Source organism: Thauera sp. 28 (genome assembly GCF_000310145.2).
Lineage (GTDB): Bacteria > Pseudomonadota > Gammaproteobacteria > Burkholderiales > Rhodocyclaceae > Thauera > Thauera mechernichensis.
Window position 1 is genome coordinate 226,097 of sequence record NZ_AMXA01000002.1, and the last position, 16,909, is coordinate 243,005.

Genomic DNA, 16,909 nt, shown 5'->3' on the forward strand with positions numbered 1-16,909 from the left:
AACACGCGATGCAGCAGAACCTGGGCCTCTACGGCGCCGGTTCATCCCCACGGGCGTGGGGAACACACGTGAAGATGCGCCGCCGCCGCCTCCAGGCGCGGTTCATCCCCACGGGCGTGGGGAACACCACAGAGTCATTGATCGTGATAAGCGCTGATACGGTTCATCCCCACGGGCGTGGGGAACACACAAAGTCGCGCGCTTTGAATCCGCCCTGCAGCGGTTCATCCCCACGGGCGTGGGGAACACGGGCCATAGAAGGCGTCCACGATTTCCACAGCCGGTTCATCCCCACGGGCGTGGGGAACACGCCGTCGCCAGCGCATCGGCGAGGTCGTTGAGCGGTTCATCCCCACGGGCGTGGGGAACACTCGCGACAGCCCGCCTGCATCACGCAGGTATGCGGTTCATCCCCACGGGCGTGGGGAACACGTGCAAAGCACGTCGCAGTCGTAGTGCTCGGCCGGTTCATCCCCACGGGCGTGGGGAACACACTTCCTTCATCTCCATGAATTTTAATGGAAATATTTGAAGCGTGAATTTTACCGGCTCGTTTTATTGCCATTGGCATGTTTTCGAGTTTTTAAAGATCGTTCTTCTGTGCGTCTGGATGGAAACTTACAAGCCGCACGCCGTCCCAGTCGGCGGGCAGCCGACGGTTGGGGCCGAGGGTCTGGAACTCAAAACCAGCTTCGTTGTTCGTGTGCCACATCATCACCGCATTACCATCTTCAATTCCAGCTTCCACCTGGTTCCAGATGTGCTCCCGCACCTTGCGCGAATATGTGCCCACATACACTCCGGCGCGCACCTCCAACAGCCAGAGGGCCAGCCGGCCCCGTAGCCGGGGCGGTGCATTCTCAAGCACGATGACCAGCATCACCCAGACTCTTCGGATTGGTGATGGCGGGGGCGACGGACTCTTCCGGCGCCTCGGGGCGGGGAATTTCGCCGGCGGCAAGGATCTCTTCGATGTCCGGGATGATGCGTTCCAGCAGTTTGGTTTTGCGGAAGATATCGCGGCAGGCAAGGCGCACAGCCTGTTCCGGCTTGGGCGGGTTGCTGGCAGCCACCTGGAAGGCGGTGGGCACCACAGTATCGAATTTGTATATGTCGGCCACGTCGTACACAAAAGAGAGTGGCTTGCCGGTGTGGATGAAGCCTACCGCAGGGGCGTATCCCGCAGCCAGCACCGCAGCCTCAGTCACGCCATACAGCGCCGCTGTGGCGGACGACAGACAGCGGTTGGGCAGGTCAGACACGTCCCAGTCCTCAGGGTTGTAGGCGCGGCCGGTCCACTTCACGCCAAACTTATGCGCCAACAGCTGGTAGGTCCGCTTGACCCGCGCGCCCTCGATGCCACGCAGCTGCTCCAAGCTGCGCCTGGCTGGCGGCTCCTCACCGAAGCGCAGCGCATACATCTTGCGCACCACCTTCAACCGCAGGGCGTCGTCTAGCGCCAGGCGGGCCTGGTAGAGAAGGCGGTCGGCACGCGCGCCGCCGGGCTGGCCGGATGAGTAAAGCCGCACACCGGCCTCTCCCACCCACACAAGCAGCGTCCCCACCCGCGCTGCCAACGCAGCCGCCATGTGGGACACCCTAGTACCTGGCTCCAGCATGATGCAGGCGACCCCACCCACCGGGATGTGGGTAAGCACCGGCCGCACCCGGAAACCCTGTTGATCCACCACCACGAAGGCCCCATCCACCACGTCGATCTCACCCTTCTCGACGAAGACGATGGACATGCGCTCCTTGATGGGGATGGGTTTGAGGGGTGGGAGCATGGTCAGCCATGCGCTGGCGCGATCGACAGCATCCCCAGACCCAGTGCCTTGGCGTGGCCGATGCCGTTCACCAAGGCCTGTCCCAGTTGCGCGGGCTCCTCCACCCGCAGCAGGCCATCGAACTGCACCACCTGCAGCGTGATGCGCTGGCCGGTACGCCCCTGCCGATGGCTGACACGCTCGCTGCGGCCAATGCGAACATTTAGCGGGGTGAAGCCGTGCTGGCGCCCCTGGCGGGCAAGCCAAGCGAGTTGCTCTTCTTCACGCAGAAGACCATAGCGCTTGCCGTCGCGAGTCACGGTGGGATTACAGCTGAGCCGGAACACATGGCTGCGGCCGGCCTGCAGCAGTTGCTCCACAGGTACCGCTTTGTCGGGATGCAGGGCGCGGACGTAGCCAGGCAGTTCCTGCAGGTGCTGCCAGCGACCGGGCGTGGCGGACTGCAGCAGTACGGTGGCGCCATCTTCCGGCACTCGCTCACCATTATTTTCCAGCCGCCACAGGAAACGTGCCGGCGGGCTATCCGGGCTCTCGGCATAGACCCGGCTCAGGGTGCGGTGCATCTCATAGGGATTGGCGAGATCGCGCCGTGCCTGCGGGTGGGCGGGGTCAAGCACCAGTTTGGACAGGAACATCCAGCACCTCCGAAACGACGAAACGGGGGCCGAAGCGGCGCTCGGCAAAGGATGACAGGGGCTGATCCATCTTCATCAGGCCGGAGCGGTCGGCGGATTCGAGAGACAGAATCCACGGGGCACGCGGCGCGCCCGGGCGGGGTAACGCGATGGCAGGCCACTGGACAAGTGTCTCGCGCAGGTCGGCATCCACCACCGCATCGGGCATCCAGATGGGCTCCGAGGGCACATAGGACTTGCGTCCCAGGGCAAGCGGCCACACCGGATCGGCGAGGGCGCCATGGATGCGTTCGAGCAAGGCGCGGTCCTCGCCGCACAGGCCGACCAGGAAGGCAGCATCGGCGAGGTAGTGGCGGGTGGTGACGGCGGTGTCGTGGATCTTCGAACCGTCCGCGGAAATCACCCTCTGGGCAGTCTGATAATCGCGCTTCGGCACGCCCGGCCGGTCGTGGCGTACGCCCATGCGCAGCCGGCACAGGGGTTCCAGGTCGCGCCAGTTCTCCCGATCGATGCCAAGGGCGGCCGCCACCAGCCCGAGCACGCCGGACTTGCTGGGCTCCTTGCCGGTGTCCCGCTCGTCGAAGCGGCTGGTGATACCCCAGGACTGCATCGGCCCCATCAGGCGCAGCAGTACGGTCGCCACGGTTCAGCCCCGCTGCACTTCGGTCATCACGGCATCGAGCAGCGCGGCGAGTGAAGCCACCGGCGCCGCCACGTCGCCGATCTCCGCACCGGTCAGATCCAGCACGAAGGCTGCCGCTTCACCACCATAGGCCGCCTGCAGCCCCCTGGCCTTGCCCAGTAGCGCGTTGGCGGAACTGCGGGTCAGGCTGTCCCGGGCGCGGATGGCGGTCTCGAAAGCATTGGCCAGATTGCGCGGTGCCGTATTGCGGCGCACCGTGACCAATACGAATTCCGGCGGGTTGTGGGCGGCAAAGGTGTTCTGCTTGCCAGTGGGCTCGGCCACCACGAAGCCTTCGAGAAAGGCACGCAGGCCCTTGGCGGCCAGTTCGGTGTCGTCCTGCAGGTTCTGGCCCAGCTTCTCCCAGTCCACCACGGCGTAGCGGTAGAAGCAGGCGGAATTGAATTCCACCGTTCCCATCATGTCCGCCCCGGCAGTGTCCTCGGGCTTCAGGTCGTCCACGGCCGTGTAGAAGTCGAATTCCCGCTCCACTGCGTGAGTGGACAGGGCATGGGCGATCTGGCAGGCGGCGTTCTGGTTCTTTTCGGGCATGTCGGCCAGCATGCGGCCGAATAGCGCCACATCCAGCGCCTTGCCGCCGTTAAACACCTTGTCCAGCGCCTTGCGGATTTCCGGGTCGATGCCCTGGGCCGCCTGCTTCTTGGCCTTGCCGGCTTTCTTACCTTCGGCAGCAGGCGCTTCAGGCGCAACCAAGGCGTCCCACTTTTCGTGCACCACGTCAGCGATACCTAAAACTTCCCGCTGGCCGAGGAACAGCAGGTATTCGGTCTTGCCGTCGTCCTTGACCACCAACTCCATGGCGCCTAGCGCCAGGGTCGCTTTCTCTTTCGCCGCCTCGGGGTCACGGCCCTTCTGCACCAAAATCTCAGTGAGTGCGTCAAGTAGGCGCTTGCTGCGCTTTGCCAGATCTTCGTTACTCAGCAGCCCCTGTGCCACCTGCTGGCCAAAGAATTGCCGGACTGCCCGCTTGGAACACTGGCTGGAAATACGCGCCCGACGCGTGCCGCCGAACAGGGCGTCCTTGGGGGCGCCGGTGTCGTCGCGGTTCAGGTTGGAAGGGGCAAAGTTCTGCAGCACATGGATTTCGACGATGGTTTTCATGCGGACTCCTCTTCGGTTTTGGATTCTTCAGGCAGATCGGTGTCTTTGTGCAGCGTGCGATAGAACTGCCGCGCCCACTGGTTCTGAATGCGCTTGTCGGGGGAGTGCCAGCGCAGCAGGTCGACGAGCAGGGAATCGAAGTCGATGGCCTGATCCTTCAACAGGGCGACCGTCTGGCGCAGCCGGTAGGGCAGTTCATCGGCGTCCGCATCGAGCAGGGTGATGAAACGGCGTTCCGTGCTGGCAGACCCGCTCGCCAGTTGGTGCTGTGCGATGGCTTTGGCCATGGGCAGGGGAACGCCGGTACGCCCGGCTTTCCAGTGGGTTGCCCACAAGGCGGCCACCAGGTAATGCACCTGCCGGCGCCAGTGGCTGTCCTCGTCCTTGAGGAACGGCTCGACATAGGGATAGACAGCAGGAAACGCGCCGGGATCGAAGGCCAGGCTGCGGCGCAGCATGGCCCGCACGCGGCTATCGCGGTTGTTCAGGTCTTCCAGCCAGTCCAGGTAGGTACTCATGCGGACTCCTCTTGAGGTTCGAGTTTTGAAATTTCGTCATTGAGCCCAGCGAGATGGCGCAGGACCGGTGCTTCGGCCTGGACCAGCGCACGGATCGCCCAGGCGTCACCAGCAGCCACGCCCGACGCATGGGCGCACCATGCGGTGTGCATGGAGGAGCGCACATGCCGGAGCCACGACAGGCGGATGTCGTCGGGGTCGCATTCCTCGGTGTACTCGGCCAGAATCTGGTGAAAACGGGGCTCCAGGCTGGACCAGTAGCTGTCGGTGACGGGCATCTGGCGCAGGAAGTTGCTTACGTCCTTGCCGGCCGGCTCCCGCTCACCACGGCTCAGCAGGTTCCGGGCGAAGGACTTGCAGGCCAGCCACAGCGCCGTTTGCGCCTGTTCAGCCTCGGCAAGCAGGGCCCGAATTTCTGTTCGTACCGTGCGATCACCGGCGAGCGCGGGCGGCAGACTGAAACGCTCCATGCGCCAGTATTCGATCTTGGCTTTGTCGTTGGACTGCCCTGCCACCATGACCGAGGCGGGAAAGCGTTGCGGCACCGCGCGACCGAGATCAATGGCATGTTCGATGACCTGTGGAGCGCAGCTGGTCGCATCGGGCAGCAGGGAATCAAAATCCCGCCAGAACCCCCGTTCGCGAAAGATCACCGGCAACCGACCTTTCTTCTCGTCGACCCGGTAGCCCAGCATCGGATCGCTCTGCTGCCCGGCCTGCGGCCCCACGCCGGATGCAAACGCCAGCCGGGCAACCATGCCCTCCGCGTCGGTCTGCAGGCGGATGGCGCGGATGCGCCAGGTGTAGCGGTCGGCAAAGCCGCTGACCACACGCTCGCAACCGCCTTTCAGGGCCTCCAGCGTTTCCGGTTCACGCTCCCATAACGGGAGGTCGCCGGCCAGCACCAGCCGGTTCTGCGGTACCAGTGCGTAGGACAAGGTATCGAAGAGATTGCGCCCCAGCGGCAAGGCCATCACCGCAGTCGCCGAAGGCGCGGTGCCGGTGTGGGACAACTCGCTCTTGCCGCAGCTCACCGAGAAGGTCTGGGTCGCCAGCAGCCAGCGGATGGCCTGGGCCGGAGCGATGGCGCCTGCCCGATTGACGTCCACATGGTCGAACAGGACCTTTGCGTTGTCAGCATTATGTTCGGCGGCCAACACGGTCCACGCCCGCCAGACTCGCGGTTCGAAGCTAGGAATCTGCGCAAAGGGAGAACGTGTGTCGAACAGCCAGAAGCGCTCGCGCCACGTCTCCAGATACGCCTCGACTTTCCCTTCCGGCCAGGCCTGCTTGAACCAGGTCTTGGCTTGCTGCCCATCCGTCGGCCCCTCCAGCGCCCGGTACAACACCGCCAGCAGGAAGCGGTGCAAGGCCGCGACCACCAGCGGTGAAGCGTCCTGGATCTCGGCGATGTGTTCCGCTTGCAGCAGGGTGTCGCGGAGACCCAGTTCGCCGTGGCGGCCGTCGAGCCAGCGCACCGGTATCCAGGGCTCATCAATCAGATTGAAACGTGACGTCACCGCCTGTGCGGCGTCATCCATGCGGTTGGCCATTGCGCCTCCGGTTTCAGGTTTCGTTGCCATAGGTTAGCCCCAGCGCGGGATCGAGACGAACGGACCGGTCGCCCAGCCAGCGGCCTTCTTCATCCAGACACAAGGGAAAGTGATTGCGCAGCAGCGGAATCTGCTGCCAGGACTCGGGAATGCCCAGCGCCTTGAGTTGCTTCACCACCCCCTTGCGCCCGACCCGCAGGGTGCGCCGGGACCACGCCCTGGCCTGCTCGAAGCTCGGTGCGATCCCGGCGTCGAAACCGTCGGCAGGCCCGAGGGGAATCACGGTCAGGGACTCGTCGCCCAGGCGGGTCTGGGCAACAAGGGTAGGATGCACGTAGGGATCATCTTCGTCGTACAGATCATCATGTTTATCGGCCCACGAAGCATCGTCGGGCAAGCCGATGATGGCGCCGTGGGCCTGCTGGGTCTTGGCGATACCGTCGCCGTCGGACGCCATCAATGCCTTGTCCAGCCGCGCCTGCAATGTATCCGGGATGGGAACGGATTCCTCGTACACGGCCTGCACCAGCGTGTCGATATGATCGGGCAGGATGATCTGACGGTGTTCCGGCTGGCGCAGCAGACACCAGGTGCGCAGCAGGACGGATTCGGCATAGACCGCGCCCCACCACAGGGGCTGGCCAAAGTCGTCCGGCACGTCCCCGGCCAGTCCGGCGACCAGTAGCATCGGGGCCGCGACGGGGCGACAGGGCCGGGAGTGCCGCCATAGCCGGCCCGCCCGCTGCAACAGCAGGTCGATGGGGGCCAGGTCGGTGGCCATGAGGTCGAAATCCAGATCGAGGCTCTGCTCCGCCACCTGGGTGGCGATCAGGATCTTGCGCCCCGTGCGGAACTCACCCTTCTCGCCGCCCGCCTTGCCGAAGATGTCGAGCACCCGCTGTTCGCGCAACTGCCGCTGGCTGGCCGGGAAGCGGGCGTGGAACAGGTAGATCTCGGTGCCGTCGTCCAGCAGTTTGCCGATCTGCTCGCCCTCCCGCAGCAGGGGGCGACCTTCAGGAAACAGGCCATAGAGCGCCTGCGCCCGCTGCACCGTGTTGACCAGCGCGAGGCCCATGCCCCCTTCGATCAGGCGCCGTTGCAGCTCCGCCCGCATATCCTCCAGCGCCGAACCGATGGGCTGGATATCGATGGTCACGCGCCGCATGGGATCGGCCTCGAAATGGGTTTGCCGGACGCTCCCCGTGGCGAACGTAGTCAGCCGAGGGTACGTGGCTTCCGTGGCGGGCAGATCGCCGCCCACGACTCGGGCCAACTCGCGCCGGATGGCTGGCGGCAGGGTGGCAGAGAGCAGTAGCACCGACGAACCCAGCGCATGCAGCCAGCGCACCAGATGGATCAGCAAAGTACCGGTATAGGCGTCGTAGGCGTGGATTTCGTCGAACACCACCACCCGGTTGGCGAGTCCCCACAGGCGGACAAAGTGATGACGCACCGGCAGCACCGGCAGCAGGGCCTGATCCACCGTACCCACGCCATATTCGGAAAGCAGCGCCCGCTTCTTATGGGTGAACCACTCGGCTGCCTTGACCTGGGCGGCGCGGGGATCGGCATCGCCATCGTCATGAACCGAGGCCAGACGCAGTTGCTGAAAATCGTCGTTGAGCAGCGTGCCGCCATGCAGCAGTTGCAGATCCAGCATGCGGCCGGCGTCCCGTGCGTGCAGGAAGGCCAGGGTGCGCGCAAACATGGCGTTGCCGGTGGCCTGGGTGGGTAGCGCGATGTAAAGGCCCCGATGTTCGAAACGGCGTTGCAGTTCCAGATGGGCAAACCAGGCGGCTTCGGTTTTGCCCTCGCCCATGGGGGCTTCGATCAGCAGGATGGCCGGTTCGTCAAGGCCCGCCAGCACGGCGGCCACGGCCCCCTGCAGGGGGCGTGGCGAGAAGCCGAACACTTCGTGAAAGCTAAGCGGGCTGGTCAGCAGAGGCGTGCGGGGCTGCCAGCCCAGCACGTCCAAAGCCCGATCTGCGCAGGCACGACGCGCTTCAAACCACACTGCTGGATCATCGGCGTCGGCCTCAGTGCCAAAGGCGAACCATTCGGTATTGGAGCCGATCCAGTCAGCAAAGCTGGTGAGACCGGCCAGCAGCATGAACTCCGGGCCTGAAAGGCCGGCCTTCTCCGGTAGGGCTGTTGGCTGGAAGACCTCGAACAGCGTATCGAGCAAGGCATGGCGGGCGTCAGCCCATTCGTCCCGCCCGATGGCACTGCGATCCCCTTCAAGTGCTTCAAGCGTCTTTGGCGAAGCCCGGCTACCGTGGTGACAGCCCACCGCGTCAGCGACCAGCCGAGCGAGTTCATCGGGCCAGCCACGCTCTACAAGCCACGCCGCTAGCGCGATCTGGCTGACGAAGGCGTGGTTGATTCTCATATTCGGACTGCGGCCCGGATTCAGTCCTGACAGGTTTTGCCACTTGCACTGAAACCCTGGGCAGGCCTTGCCGAGATCGTGGGCAGCAATAACCAATAACAGCCAAGGACGAGCAAGATCCCATGACAGACCGAGCATGTCGGCGAGTTGGCTACGAGTGGCTGCAGGTTCGCGCTCAACGAGGGCTGATGAAGTTGCTGCAACATCCAGCATGTGCAGCAGAAGTGGGTGCCAATTGCTTTCAGAATCCGTCTTGGCCCACATGCGCCGAGGGATCGTCAAAGCCGAGGGGGAGCGTTGTGCTGCTTGCAGGTACGGCACACTTGCGACCATGGCGATGTCACAAAATAATGACTCTAGATTCTTCCATGCCAGTATGTTATATGCAAGAAGCAAACTCTGCAGGCGCAGGCCACAGGCGCGGGGAGCAATCGGCGGTCGTCGGGTGCGGGCCACCCCGCCTATAATCCTGCCCGGTCGCCAAGGTGCGCATGTCCACATGCGCCACGTGCCATGGGACGGTGCTGAGTATGGAAGCGGTGGCAGCCATAGATTTCGAGACCACGGGGTTGTCACCCGCGCAGGGCGATCGCGCCACGGAGATCGCAGCGGTCATCGTGGAGGACGGTCGTGTGGTCGACCGCTATCAGAGCCTGATGAACGCGAGCGTGCGTATTACCGCCTACATCGAGGCGCTGACCGGGATCACGAACCCCATGGTCCGCAGCGCACTGAATGAGTCCCCATCCAGTACCATCTGCGTCTTGAACACCCCTTTGCAGCCTGATCTTCCCCGCCTGCCGGCGCATTGCTTGCGCCATGTCGGGCGTGATCTCTCCGAAGTCGATTGATCCGTCTGGCGCGGTGATGAAGGCCTCGGGTTCTGCTGCACGACCAGCACGGCTGAACCTCGGACTGTCTTTCGGCCTCTTTGTCGTCAGCCCTTGCCGGTTGGCATCACGTTCAAGCTGCTCTTGCGCGGATTCAACGGCGCGCACTTCCTTCTTGTGCGCCATCTCTGCTTTCAACGGCTTCTGGCCGAGCGCTGTCTGCCATGAGTGGGCCGGCAGAGAGGTCGTTTAGGGGCATGGTGCGGCTTGATTGGACGAAATGAACCCTTTTGTCCAAAGCCGGGAGGCCAACCTCAGCAACGGCAAGGGGTGTAGCTTCGCTACCTGAAGCTGACTTTGGACAGAACGATCAGTCCGCTTCAAAACCACTCGAACCGGCACGCCCGCCACTCGGCCCCGTCCACCAGCCCCTCGCGGTACAAGCGCTGGCCAGTTGCGGAAAAACGGGATGAATCCCGAGTCCAGCCCGCGCATGAAGATCACTAGGCCCCCCAGCCCAGCGTATTTGTTCGGTGCGGCGTCAAGGGTTCGCGCCTGCGGCGCCCGGCTGCGCCGGCCCTTGCCGCTTCAAAGCTTAGTGGCCGTATCCATAGCTATTCAGGCTATAAGGCATCTTTCCGTTCGATCGAAGAGAAGGTCAGGCATGAAAAGCTCATGGCAAGTTGCTACAGCAGCAGAGGCGTTTGCGGCAGCCCAGTTTGCGCGCTGCGGGTGGGATATCTCCGTTCAATACTGAGCCAATCAGCCTGAGTATGACCTTGTCGCCGTCGACGGCGACAAAGTCATGAAGATCTCGGTGAAGGGAAGCAAGGACGGTGGCTGGGGACTAACGCAGTCTTTCATCCGCAATGCTGACTATCACGGAGCCGTAGACTCCTGGCTAGCGAAGCACACCAGCAAAACGGTGTTCTGCTTGATCCAATTCAAGGGGGTCGCTGCAACTGAGCTGCCTCGCATGTACTTGGCCACGCCGGCGTAGATCGGCGCTTGGTTGAAGGCTGCAGCAGCTGGCCGCGGCGACACGATTCTTTATGAGCGCCACGTTTGGTCCGACCGCGCGCGCTGCGGGCACGGTGGACGAGATCCCGAGTTCATGGCTTTTTACCGAAGAACGGTTGAGTCAGATCGCTGCTCAGATCGCCATAGGGTAGGTGCTCTAGGCAGGTCAGCAGGAGTGCCTTTGGTGTCCGACTTAAACGATTGTTTTACCTGGACGCCAAACCGGACACCGTCCGCCCCTTACCCCCGACGCGATCCCGACCGCACCAGGCACACCATCGGACCCGACCCGGCTGTATAGATACAGCGCGACCACTCTTCTTTCTCGACGTAGGGCTGCCGCGCCTTGGCGTCGAGTTCGCGAATCGTGACGGAAACCTGCGGGCGTGGCTTGGCAGCCAGGATCAACAGCGCTGCCACAACAACACCGAGCCCCATTCCAATCAGCATGATCGTTGTACTCATTAGACCCTCCTCCCTTTCGTACAGTACCGACCGAACACCTAAACGCCCCCGACACTCGTCGAAACTCTAAATACCTCAAAAGCATATCGCTTGTCGGCGCCGATTTACTGTATAAAAATACACTAAAAAGAGGCCGCCAACATGCACACATCGACACCGACCGTCGCCCTCGTCGACTGCAACAACTTCTACGCCTCGTGCGAAAAGCTCTTCGCGCCGAAGCTGGCCAGCCGGCCGGTCGTAGTGCTCTCCAACAACGACGGCTGCGTGGTCGCGCGCTCGGCCGAGGCGAAGGCACTCGGCATCGCGATGGGCGTGCCCTGGTTCAAGATCGCCGAACAGGCGCTGCAGCATGGCGTCGTCGCGTTGTCCTCGAACTACGCGCTGTATGCCGACATGAGCAATCGGGTCGTCGACGTCCTGAGCGGCTTCACCCCCGAGCTCGAGGTCTACAGCATCGACGAATCCTTCCTGAACCTGAGCGGCTTCGCGCACCTGGACTTGGCCGCCTACGGTCAGCAGATCCGCCAACGTGTTGCGCGCTGGGTGGGCCTGCCGGTGTGCGTCGGCATCGCCCCGACCAAAACGCTCGCCAAGCTCGCCAACCACTTCGCCAAAAAACGCCCGATCTTCGACGGCGTGTGCCACCTGGACCGCCTGGACGAAACCACCCGAAAACAACTCTTCAGCGAGACTGCGGTGAACGAAGTGTGGGGCGTCGGCGGTCGCATCACCGCCAGGCTCGCCGAGCTGGGCATCGAAACGGTCGAAGTGCTGCGCACGGCAGACCCGGAGTGGATTCGGCAGCATTTCAGCGTCGTCCTGGAGCGCACCGTGCGCGAGCTCAACGGCACCGCCTGCCTGGCGCTCGAAACCATCGCACCGCCCAAAAAGCAGATCATGGCCAGCCGCTCGTTCGGCAGCGCCGTGTTCCACCTGATCGAGCTGCGCGAGGCGATCGCCCACCACATCAGCCGTGCAGCGGAAAAGCTCCGTGCCCAGGGCGCCGAGGCCGGCGCGGTCACGGTGATGATCCGCACCAACCCCTTCAAGCCCACCGACCCGCAGTATCAGCGCAGCGTCACCGTACCGCTCGCCCACCCTACCGCGGACACACTTGAACTGGTGGAGACCGCTGCCGCCGTGCTCAAGCGCATCTATCGCCCGGGCCTGGCGTATCACAAAGCCGGCGTGATGCTCTCCGAGCTACAGCCTGCCGGCGCGCGCCAGTGCGACCTGTTCGACCACCCCACGCAAGACGCCCGCCGGCACGCCACCATGCAGGCGATGGATGCGATCAACCAGAAATGGGGCCGCGGCACCCTGCGAGCCGCCGCCGCCGGCCGCGCCCAGGGCTGGCAAATGCGGCGCGAGCGCCTGAGCCCAGCCTACACCACGTCGTGGGCTGAACTGCCAATCGCGCTGGCACGGTGAGCGCAATGACCGGACAACCGCTCTCTTCTGCCCTGCTCGCCCAGCCTGATTTGCCCTGGGCTGCGCTCGACCCGCCACCGGTGCTGATTCCGCTGGGCATGACCCCGGTGTCGGCCGGCTTCCCCTCGCCTGCCGAGGACTACGCCGACCGGCGGCTCGACATCAACGATTACCTGGTGCGCAACCCCGTATCGACCTTCTTCTTCACGGTGCGCGGTAATTCAATGCAGGACGCCGACATCGACGACGGCGACATCCTGGTGGTCGACCGCAGCATCGAGCCAGCGCATGGTCACATCGTGGTCGCTTTCGTAAATGGGGAGCGCCTGGTCAAGCGCCTGCACCGCCAGCGCAACACGGTCGCGCTGCTGGCGGCGAACCCTGCCTATCCCCCGCTCGAGCTGCGCGACGGCAATGCGCTGGAGATTTGGGGCGTCGTCGTCGGCAAGTTCAAACGCATCCCCGCTTGAGCCCTGCGGCCGGATGCGGACCGGCGGGATGGTCGTTCTGATCTACAGCCTGGTGGCGTTCATTCAGGGGCTGGACTCGGGATTCATCCCGTTTTTCCGCAACTGGCCAGCGCTTGTACCGCGAGGGGCTGGTGGACGGGCCGAGTGGTTTTGAAGCGGACTGATCGTTCTGTTCAAAGTCAGCTTCAGCTAGCGAAGCTACACCCCTTGCCGTTGCTGAGGTTAAAAGGCTTCATTTCGTCCAATCAAGCCGCGCCATGCCCCTAAACGACCTCTCTGCCGGCCCACTCATGGCAGACAGCACTCGGCCATCACCAGCCGTTGGAGATCCAGCCAGGATTTCCCTCGCTGGATGGTCGTAGATGACCGGTTTACGGCAACCAACCTGAACCCTGTCTTGGCTCGACCCGGCCATCAGCTGCCCGTCCTCCTCTCCACAATCCTGCCATCCTGATGGCCGCTGGGCCTCGAAACCTGTCATTGCCTCAAGCACGTCGCTCCGCTGTCCTCATCCCTTCTGATGGACTTGTCGTGCGTCGCCGATGTCGCGCCGGGCGTGAGCGACGATGACAAGCCCCGACCACAGCGCGAGCCCGGACATCACCAGTGCAACGACAAGGTCCGGCAATGCGCTTCCGGTACCGAAGACGCCTGCCGCCGCCAGGATCACCGCGAGATTGCCGATCGCATCGTTGCGGCTGCACAGCCACACCGAACGCATGTTCGCGTCGCCCGCGCGAAATCGATACAACATCATCGCCACCCCTGCGTTGGCGAGCAGTGCGAGGATGCCGACCACGCCCATCGTAATCGGCTCAGGCGTCACGCCGTGCTGGAAGGCCCACAGGGCGCGTGCCATTACAACGGCGCCGAAAAGCACCATCGCCACGCCCTTGAGCAAGGCCGCGCGTGCCCGCCATATCAATCCCCACGACAGCACCGTCAGCGACAGCGCATAGTTGGCGGCATCTCCTGCGAAATCGAGGGCGTCGGCCCATAGGGCGACCGAACCGACTGCAAGGCCGGCGACGAATTCGACCAAGAACATCGCCGCATTCACGATCAATGCAATCCACAGTGCTTGGCGGAAGCGCGGGCTCGCTGCGCTGGCATCGCAGGTGGAGTGGGAACAACAGCCGGCCATGGTTTTCTCCTTTACGTGGGCGAGGGGTGCATCACACACCCTGTAGCCACTACAGGGTCAAGCGGTTAAGCTGTTGGGCGGTTGCAATGAGGAGATGCAGGCGATGAAGATCGGTGAATTGGCCAAGGCCGCGCACGTCGAGGTCGAAACCATCCGCTACTACGAACGGATCGGTCTGCTCCCGGCGCCTTCCCGCAGCCCCAATGGATATCGGGCCTACGCGGGTGGGCACCTTGAGCGCCTCGCGTTCATCCGCCACTGCCGGGCACTGGACATTGCCTTGGTCGACGTCGCGCAACTGCTGCGCTTCGTGGACGACCCCACAACCGACTGTGCTGAGGTCGACGCGTTGATCGACTCCCAACTCACCCGTGTCCGCGCGCGTCTCGACACCCTGCAAATGCTCGAGCGCCAACTCGTCGCCCTGCGCAGCCAGTGCGGTGCCCCCGATCGTGCGGCGCAATGCGGCATCCTGCATGAGCTTGAGGCGCCGACGCGGGGGGATGTCTGTGTGTGCCACGATGAGCATGCGCAATGATCTGCGGTTCGGTGGCGGAGTGACCACAATGTGGGGTGCCAGCGCTCCGGTACGTTCATGGTCGCGATATGCGCCGTCAGCCAACGGGCTGGGGTTAAAATCGTCGCCCATGCACCGTTGGCTTGCCATTTTCTTCCTGCTGCTCGTTCCGCTTCAGTTCGCGTCGGCGGGCCTGGAGGCGTACTGCTTGGAATCGGCCGGTTTCGCGACCAGCCACGGCGACCACCATCCACATACCTGTCAGGTGGATGAAGGCGATGAAGGGATGAAAGGGCAGCTTCACGCCGACTGCGGTTTCTGCCAGATCCTTGCGAGCGCTGCACTGCTCGATGCGGGTCGTCTGCCATTGACAGGACTGGGCCATGTCCTCGTCGACGCCGGGCGGGACTTCAACGCGTCTGCGCTGGTCACCGAGCCTGAACGCCCCAAGTGGCGCCTCGCTGCCTGAGCGGCAGCCCACCCCTGTCTTCCCCTCTTCTTCGAGTGCGCGCCGCACGGTAGCGGCGGTGTGCTCCATTGCGGACGTCCGGGCACTGCCTATGGCGTCCGCCCCTCCCGAAGCCTGGGAACCAACCCTCGAGATCGACTCGATGCACGACAAACGAACCCAATGGTGGTGGCTGATGGCCGCCTGGGCCGTGGCTCTGGTATCCACGCTGGGCGCGCTCTTCATCGGTGAAGTGATGGGCATGACGCCCTGCGTGCTGTGCTGGTACCAGCGGATCGCCATGTTCCCGCTCGCCCTCATTCTGGGCATGGCCGTGTTCGCCGAGGACCGGCGCGGTGCGGTGTATGCGCTGCCATTCGCGCTCGCTGGTCTCGCGCTGGCCGCCTATCACAGCGCGCTGATCGCCGGCTGGGTGCCACAGTGGTGGGTGCCGTGCGGCACCGGCCCCTCGTGCAGCCAGCAGGCCCTGGTCATCCTTGGCGACACCCAGATTCCCTGGCTATCGCTGGCGGCCTTCCTCGCCATCGCCGCCGCCCTGACGATTTATCTGATAAGGACCCGTAAATGAACACACGAAAACTGCTCGCTCTCGCCGTGTTGCTGATCCTCGGCGTGGCGTTCTACTTCGGCATGGATGCCTACCGTGATCGCACGCAGGCCGAGCAGGACACGCGCGTCGCGGTGGAAAGAGGCCGCCTCGTGCGGATGCACACCCCGATCATCGGGCCGCAGAACGCGCCGGTCACCATCGTCGAGTTCTTCGATCCCGCCTGCGAGACCTGCCGCGCCTTCTATCCGATCGTCAAGCAGATCATGGCCCAGCATCCGGACAAGGTCCGGCTTGCGCTGCGCTATGCACCCTTCCATCAGGGCTCGGACCAGGTGGTGAAACTGATCGAGGCTGCGCGCAAGCAGGGACTCTATACCCCGGTGCTCGAGGCGCTGCTGGCCGCACAGCCCGAGTGGGCCGACCACGCGGCGCCCAACATCGGCATCGCCTTCGAAGCAGCCGCCCGGGCCGGCCTGGACATGGAACGCGCCCGGCAGGACATGGAGACGCCCGAGATCCAGGCCGTGCTCGCGCAGGACATCGAGGATCTGACCGCGTTGCAGGTCAGCAAGACACCAACCTTCTTCGTCAATGGACGCAGCCTGCCGAGCTTCGGCCCCGAGCAGTTGGCACGCCTGGTAGCGGAGGAAGTGGGGAAAGTACAGCCGTGATCGGTTTGTTCAAGCTCGCCGGCCTGTTCGCCTTGACGGCCGTGGCCGAGATCGTCGGCTGCTATCTGCCCTGGCTCGTGTTGAAGCAGAGCCGTAGTGCATGGTTGCTCGTGCCCGCAGCGCTGTCGCTCGCCGCCTTCGCCTGGCTGCTGACACTGCATCCGACTGCAGCCGGGCGAACCTATGCCGCTTACGGCGGCATGTACATCGCGGTCGCGTTGGTGTGGCTTCGCGTCGTGGATGGCGTTGCGCTGACCCGCTGGGATGTCGCGGGCGCCGGCGTCGCGCTGGTCGGCATGGCCATCATTGCGCTGCAACCGGCCACCTCTCCCTGAAAGTATCATTGTTGCTTCTGCCCGAGGTTGCCGAAACGGGCTCTGAGGCCGGCAAGACGCAGTCATTTGAGAAAGCGCTCTATCCGAAGGAGGCCTGCTTGAAACGGCCCTCGATAGACGGGCGCCTGGTCAATCGATAGAATGCCGCTCGTTCATTGGGGAGTAGCCTCTCTTCAACCCGAAGAGGCTTGCGTCAACATACTTGGTCACTCGACCATGGCGTAAGCGGTTTCTGCTTGGCAAGACCTTTGATCACACCACCTTCCGACTGGCCGGAGAGGTGGCGTGGTCATTTGTCGAATTCCGGCCGAGGAAACC

At 63.8% G+C, this 16,909-nt stretch carries 17 protein-coding genes, 1 pseudogene, 1 CRISPR repeat array and 1 riboswitch (1 of these 20 only partly in view); of the genes and pseudogenes, 8 read left to right on the plus strand and 10 right to left on the minus strand.

Going from position 1 to position 16,909, the window contains the following annotated elements:
- Window positions 1-493: direct repeats of the CRISPR family, unit length 29 nt; unit sequence CGGTTCATCCCCACGGGCGTGGGGAACAC; it begins 268 nt to the left of the window's first position.
- Window positions 494-583: 90 nt separating this feature from the next.
- The 8 genes from cas2e to C662_RS03065 are packed head-to-tail and all read right to left on the minus strand — an operon-like array spanning window position 584 to window position 8,950.
- Entirely contained in the window at window positions 584-880 is a 297-nt protein-coding gene (gene cas2e / locus C662_RS03030) for a type I-E CRISPR-associated endoribonuclease Cas2e (RefSeq protein ID WP_002924816.1), read from the minus strand.
- Complete coding sequence (cas1e, locus tag C662_RS03035) at window positions 861-1,787, minus strand: type I-E CRISPR-associated endonuclease Cas1e (RefSeq protein WP_002924818.1); 927 nt, start codon at window positions 1,785-1,787, stop codon at window positions 861-863. The genes cas2e and cas1e overlap by 20 nt, the downstream gene beginning before the upstream one ends.
- A 2-nt stretch (window positions 1,788-1,789) precedes the next feature.
- On the minus strand, window positions 1,790-2,422 hold the full coding sequence (gene cas6e, locus C662_RS03040) for a type I-E CRISPR-associated protein Cas6/Cse3/CasE (protein ID WP_002924820.1): 633 nt from the start codon (window positions 2,420-2,422) through the stop codon (window positions 1,790-1,792).
- Window positions 2,397-3,065 carry a type I-E CRISPR-associated protein Cas5/CasD gene (gene cas5e, locus C662_RS03045; protein ID WP_002924822.1) on the minus strand — a complete coding sequence of 223 codons (669 nt, stop codon included), beginning with the start codon at window positions 3,063-3,065 and terminating at the stop codon, window positions 2,397-2,399. The genes cas6e and cas5e overlap by 26 nt, the downstream gene beginning before the upstream one ends.
- Before the next feature lie 3 nt (window positions 3,066-3,068).
- Complete coding sequence (gene cas7e / locus C662_RS03050; RefSeq protein ID WP_002924823.1) at window positions 3,069-4,226, minus strand: type I-E CRISPR-associated protein Cas7/Cse4/CasC; 1,158 nt, start codon at window positions 4,224-4,226, stop codon at window positions 3,069-3,071.
- The gene (casB, locus tag C662_RS03055; protein WP_002924825.1) at window positions 4,223-4,744 is read right to left on the minus strand and encodes a type I-E CRISPR-associated protein Cse2/CasB; all 522 of its coding nucleotides are present in this window, start codon (window positions 4,742-4,744) and stop codon (window positions 4,223-4,225) included. The genes cas7e and casB overlap by 4 nt, the downstream gene beginning before the upstream one ends.
- On the minus strand, window positions 4,741-6,297 hold the full coding sequence (gene casA, locus C662_RS03060) for a type I-E CRISPR-associated protein Cse1/CasA (RefSeq protein ID WP_002924828.1): 1,557 nt from the start codon (window positions 6,295-6,297) through the stop codon (window positions 4,741-4,743). The genes casB and casA overlap by 4 nt, the downstream gene beginning before the upstream one ends.
- A gap of 13 nt (window positions 6,298-6,310) precedes the next feature.
- Window positions 6,311-8,950 (minus strand): CRISPR-associated helicase/endonuclease Cas3, encoded by a 2,640-nt coding sequence (locus tag C662_RS03065; protein WP_037984039.1) that lies wholly within the window; start codon window positions 8,948-8,950, stop codon window positions 6,311-6,313.
- A 266-nt stretch (window positions 8,951-9,216) separates the two neighbouring features.
- On the opposite strand from C662_RS03065, the pseudogene C662_RS03070 reads away from it, so the two are divergent.
- Window positions 9,217-9,417: pseudogene (locus C662_RS03070) on the plus strand (3'-5' exonuclease); the annotation flags it as partial.
- A 1,359-nt stretch (window positions 9,418-10,776) separates the two neighbouring features.
- On the opposite strand, the gene C662_RS03080 reads toward C662_RS03070, so the two are convergent.
- The gene (locus tag C662_RS03080) at window positions 10,777-11,001 is read right to left on the minus strand and encodes a hypothetical protein (protein ID WP_002924837.1); all 225 of its coding nucleotides are present in this window, start codon (window positions 10,999-11,001) and stop codon (window positions 10,777-10,779) included.
- Between the two features lie 141 nt (window positions 11,002-11,142).
- Between C662_RS03080 and C662_RS03085 the strand changes: the two genes are divergently transcribed.
- Together C662_RS03085 and C662_RS03090 are read left to right on the plus strand one after the other, a co-directional pair.
- Entirely contained in the window at window positions 11,143-12,435 is a 1,293-nt protein-coding gene (locus C662_RS03085; protein WP_002924838.1) for a Y-family DNA polymerase, read from the plus strand.
- 5 nt (window positions 12,436-12,440) lie between these two features.
- Window positions 12,441-12,905 carry a LexA family protein gene (locus tag C662_RS03090; protein WP_002924840.1) on the plus strand — a complete coding sequence of 155 codons (465 nt, stop codon included), beginning with the start codon at window positions 12,441-12,443 and terminating at the stop codon, window positions 12,903-12,905.
- 508 nt (window positions 12,906-13,413) lie between these two features.
- Here C662_RS03090 and C662_RS03095 read toward each other — a convergent pair.
- Complete coding sequence (locus tag C662_RS03095) at window positions 13,414-14,049, minus strand: cation transporter (protein ID WP_002924842.1); 636 nt, start codon at window positions 14,047-14,049, stop codon at window positions 13,414-13,416.
- A gap of 103 nt (window positions 14,050-14,152) precedes the next feature.
- On the opposite strand from C662_RS03095, the gene cadR reads away from it, so the two are divergent.
- The 5 genes from cadR to C662_RS03120 all read left to right on the plus strand — a co-directional run bounded on the left by cadR (window position 14,153) and on the right by C662_RS03120 (window position 16,591).
- Entirely contained in the window at window positions 14,153-14,587 is a 435-nt protein-coding gene (gene cadR, locus C662_RS03100) for a Cd(II)/Pb(II)-responsive transcriptional regulator (protein WP_002924844.1), read from the plus strand.
- Window positions 14,571-15,035 carry a hypothetical protein gene (locus C662_RS03105; protein ID WP_232433201.1) on the plus strand — a complete coding sequence of 155 codons (465 nt, stop codon included), beginning with the start codon at window positions 14,571-14,573 and terminating at the stop codon, window positions 15,033-15,035. Before cadR ends, C662_RS03105 begins: the two co-directional genes overlap by 17 nt.
- 142 nt (window positions 15,036-15,177) lie before the next feature.
- Window positions 15,178-15,603, plus strand: a complete 426-nt coding sequence (locus C662_RS03110) for a disulfide bond formation protein B (RefSeq protein WP_174377416.1) — start codon at window positions 15,178-15,180, stop codon at window positions 15,601-15,603.
- A complete protein-coding gene (locus C662_RS03115) occupies window positions 15,600-16,256 on the plus strand; it encodes a DsbA family protein (RefSeq protein ID WP_002924848.1) in 657 nt (218 codons plus the stop codon). Before C662_RS03110 ends, C662_RS03115 begins: the two co-directional genes overlap by 4 nt.
- Window positions 16,253-16,591 (plus strand): YnfA family protein, encoded by a 339-nt coding sequence (locus C662_RS03120; protein WP_002924849.1) that lies wholly within the window; start codon window positions 16,253-16,255, stop codon window positions 16,589-16,591. Before C662_RS03115 ends, C662_RS03120 begins: the two co-directional genes overlap by 4 nt.
- 144 nt (window positions 16,592-16,735) lie before the next feature.
- Window positions 16,736-16,909, plus strand: a riboswitch (yybP-ykoY riboswitch).

Coding starts and splice junctions, on each gene's coding strand:
- C662_RS03085 (WP_002924838.1), top strand. CDS start 11,143: ATGCACACATCGACACCGACCGTCGCCCTCGTCGACTGCAACAACTTC.
- C662_RS03080 (WP_002924837.1), bottom strand. CDS start 11,001: ATGAGTACAACGATCATGCTGATTGGAATGGGGCTCGGTGTTGTTGTG.
- cadR (WP_002924844.1), top strand. CDS start 14,153: ATGAAGATCGGTGAATTGGCCAAGGCCGCGCACGTCGAGGTCGAAACC.
- C662_RS03115 (WP_002924848.1), top strand. CDS start 15,600: ATGAACACACGAAAACTGCTCGCTCTCGCCGTGTTGCTGATCCTCGGC.
- casA (WP_002924828.1), bottom strand. CDS start 6,297: ATGGCCAACCGCATGGATGACGCCGCACAGGCGGTGACGTCACGTTTC.
- cas1e (WP_002924818.1), bottom strand. CDS start 1,787: ATGCTCCCACCCCTCAAACCCATCCCCATCAAGGAGCGCATGTCCATC.
- cas7e (WP_002924823.1), bottom strand. CDS start 4,226: ATGAAAACCATCGTCGAAATCCATGTGCTGCAGAACTTTGCCCCTTCC.
- C662_RS03095 (WP_002924842.1), bottom strand. CDS start 14,049: ATGGCCGGCTGTTGTTCCCACTCCACCTGCGATGCCAGCGCAGCGAGC.
- C662_RS03090 (WP_002924840.1), top strand. CDS start 12,441: ATGACCGGACAACCGCTCTCTTCTGCCCTGCTCGCCCAGCCTGATTTG.
- cas6e (WP_002924820.1), bottom strand. CDS start 2,422: ATGTTCCTGTCCAAACTGGTGCTTGACCCCGCCCACCCGCAGGCACGG.
- C662_RS03065 (WP_037984039.1), bottom strand. CDS start 8,950: ATGTGGGCCAAGACGGATTCTGAAAGCAATTGGCACCCACTTCTGCTG.
- cas2e (WP_002924816.1), bottom strand. CDS start 880: ATGCTGGTCATCGTGCTTGAGAATGCACCGCCCCGGCTACGGGGCCGG.
- C662_RS03110 (WP_174377416.1), top strand. CDS start 15,178: ATGCACGACAAACGAACCCAATGGTGGTGGCTGATGGCCGCCTGGGCC.
- C662_RS03105 (WP_232433201.1), top strand. CDS start 14,571: ATGAGCATGCGCAATGATCTGCGGTTCGGTGGCGGAGTGACCACAATG.
- casB (WP_002924825.1), bottom strand. CDS start 4,744: ATGAGTACCTACCTGGACTGGCTGGAAGACCTGAACAACCGCGATAGC.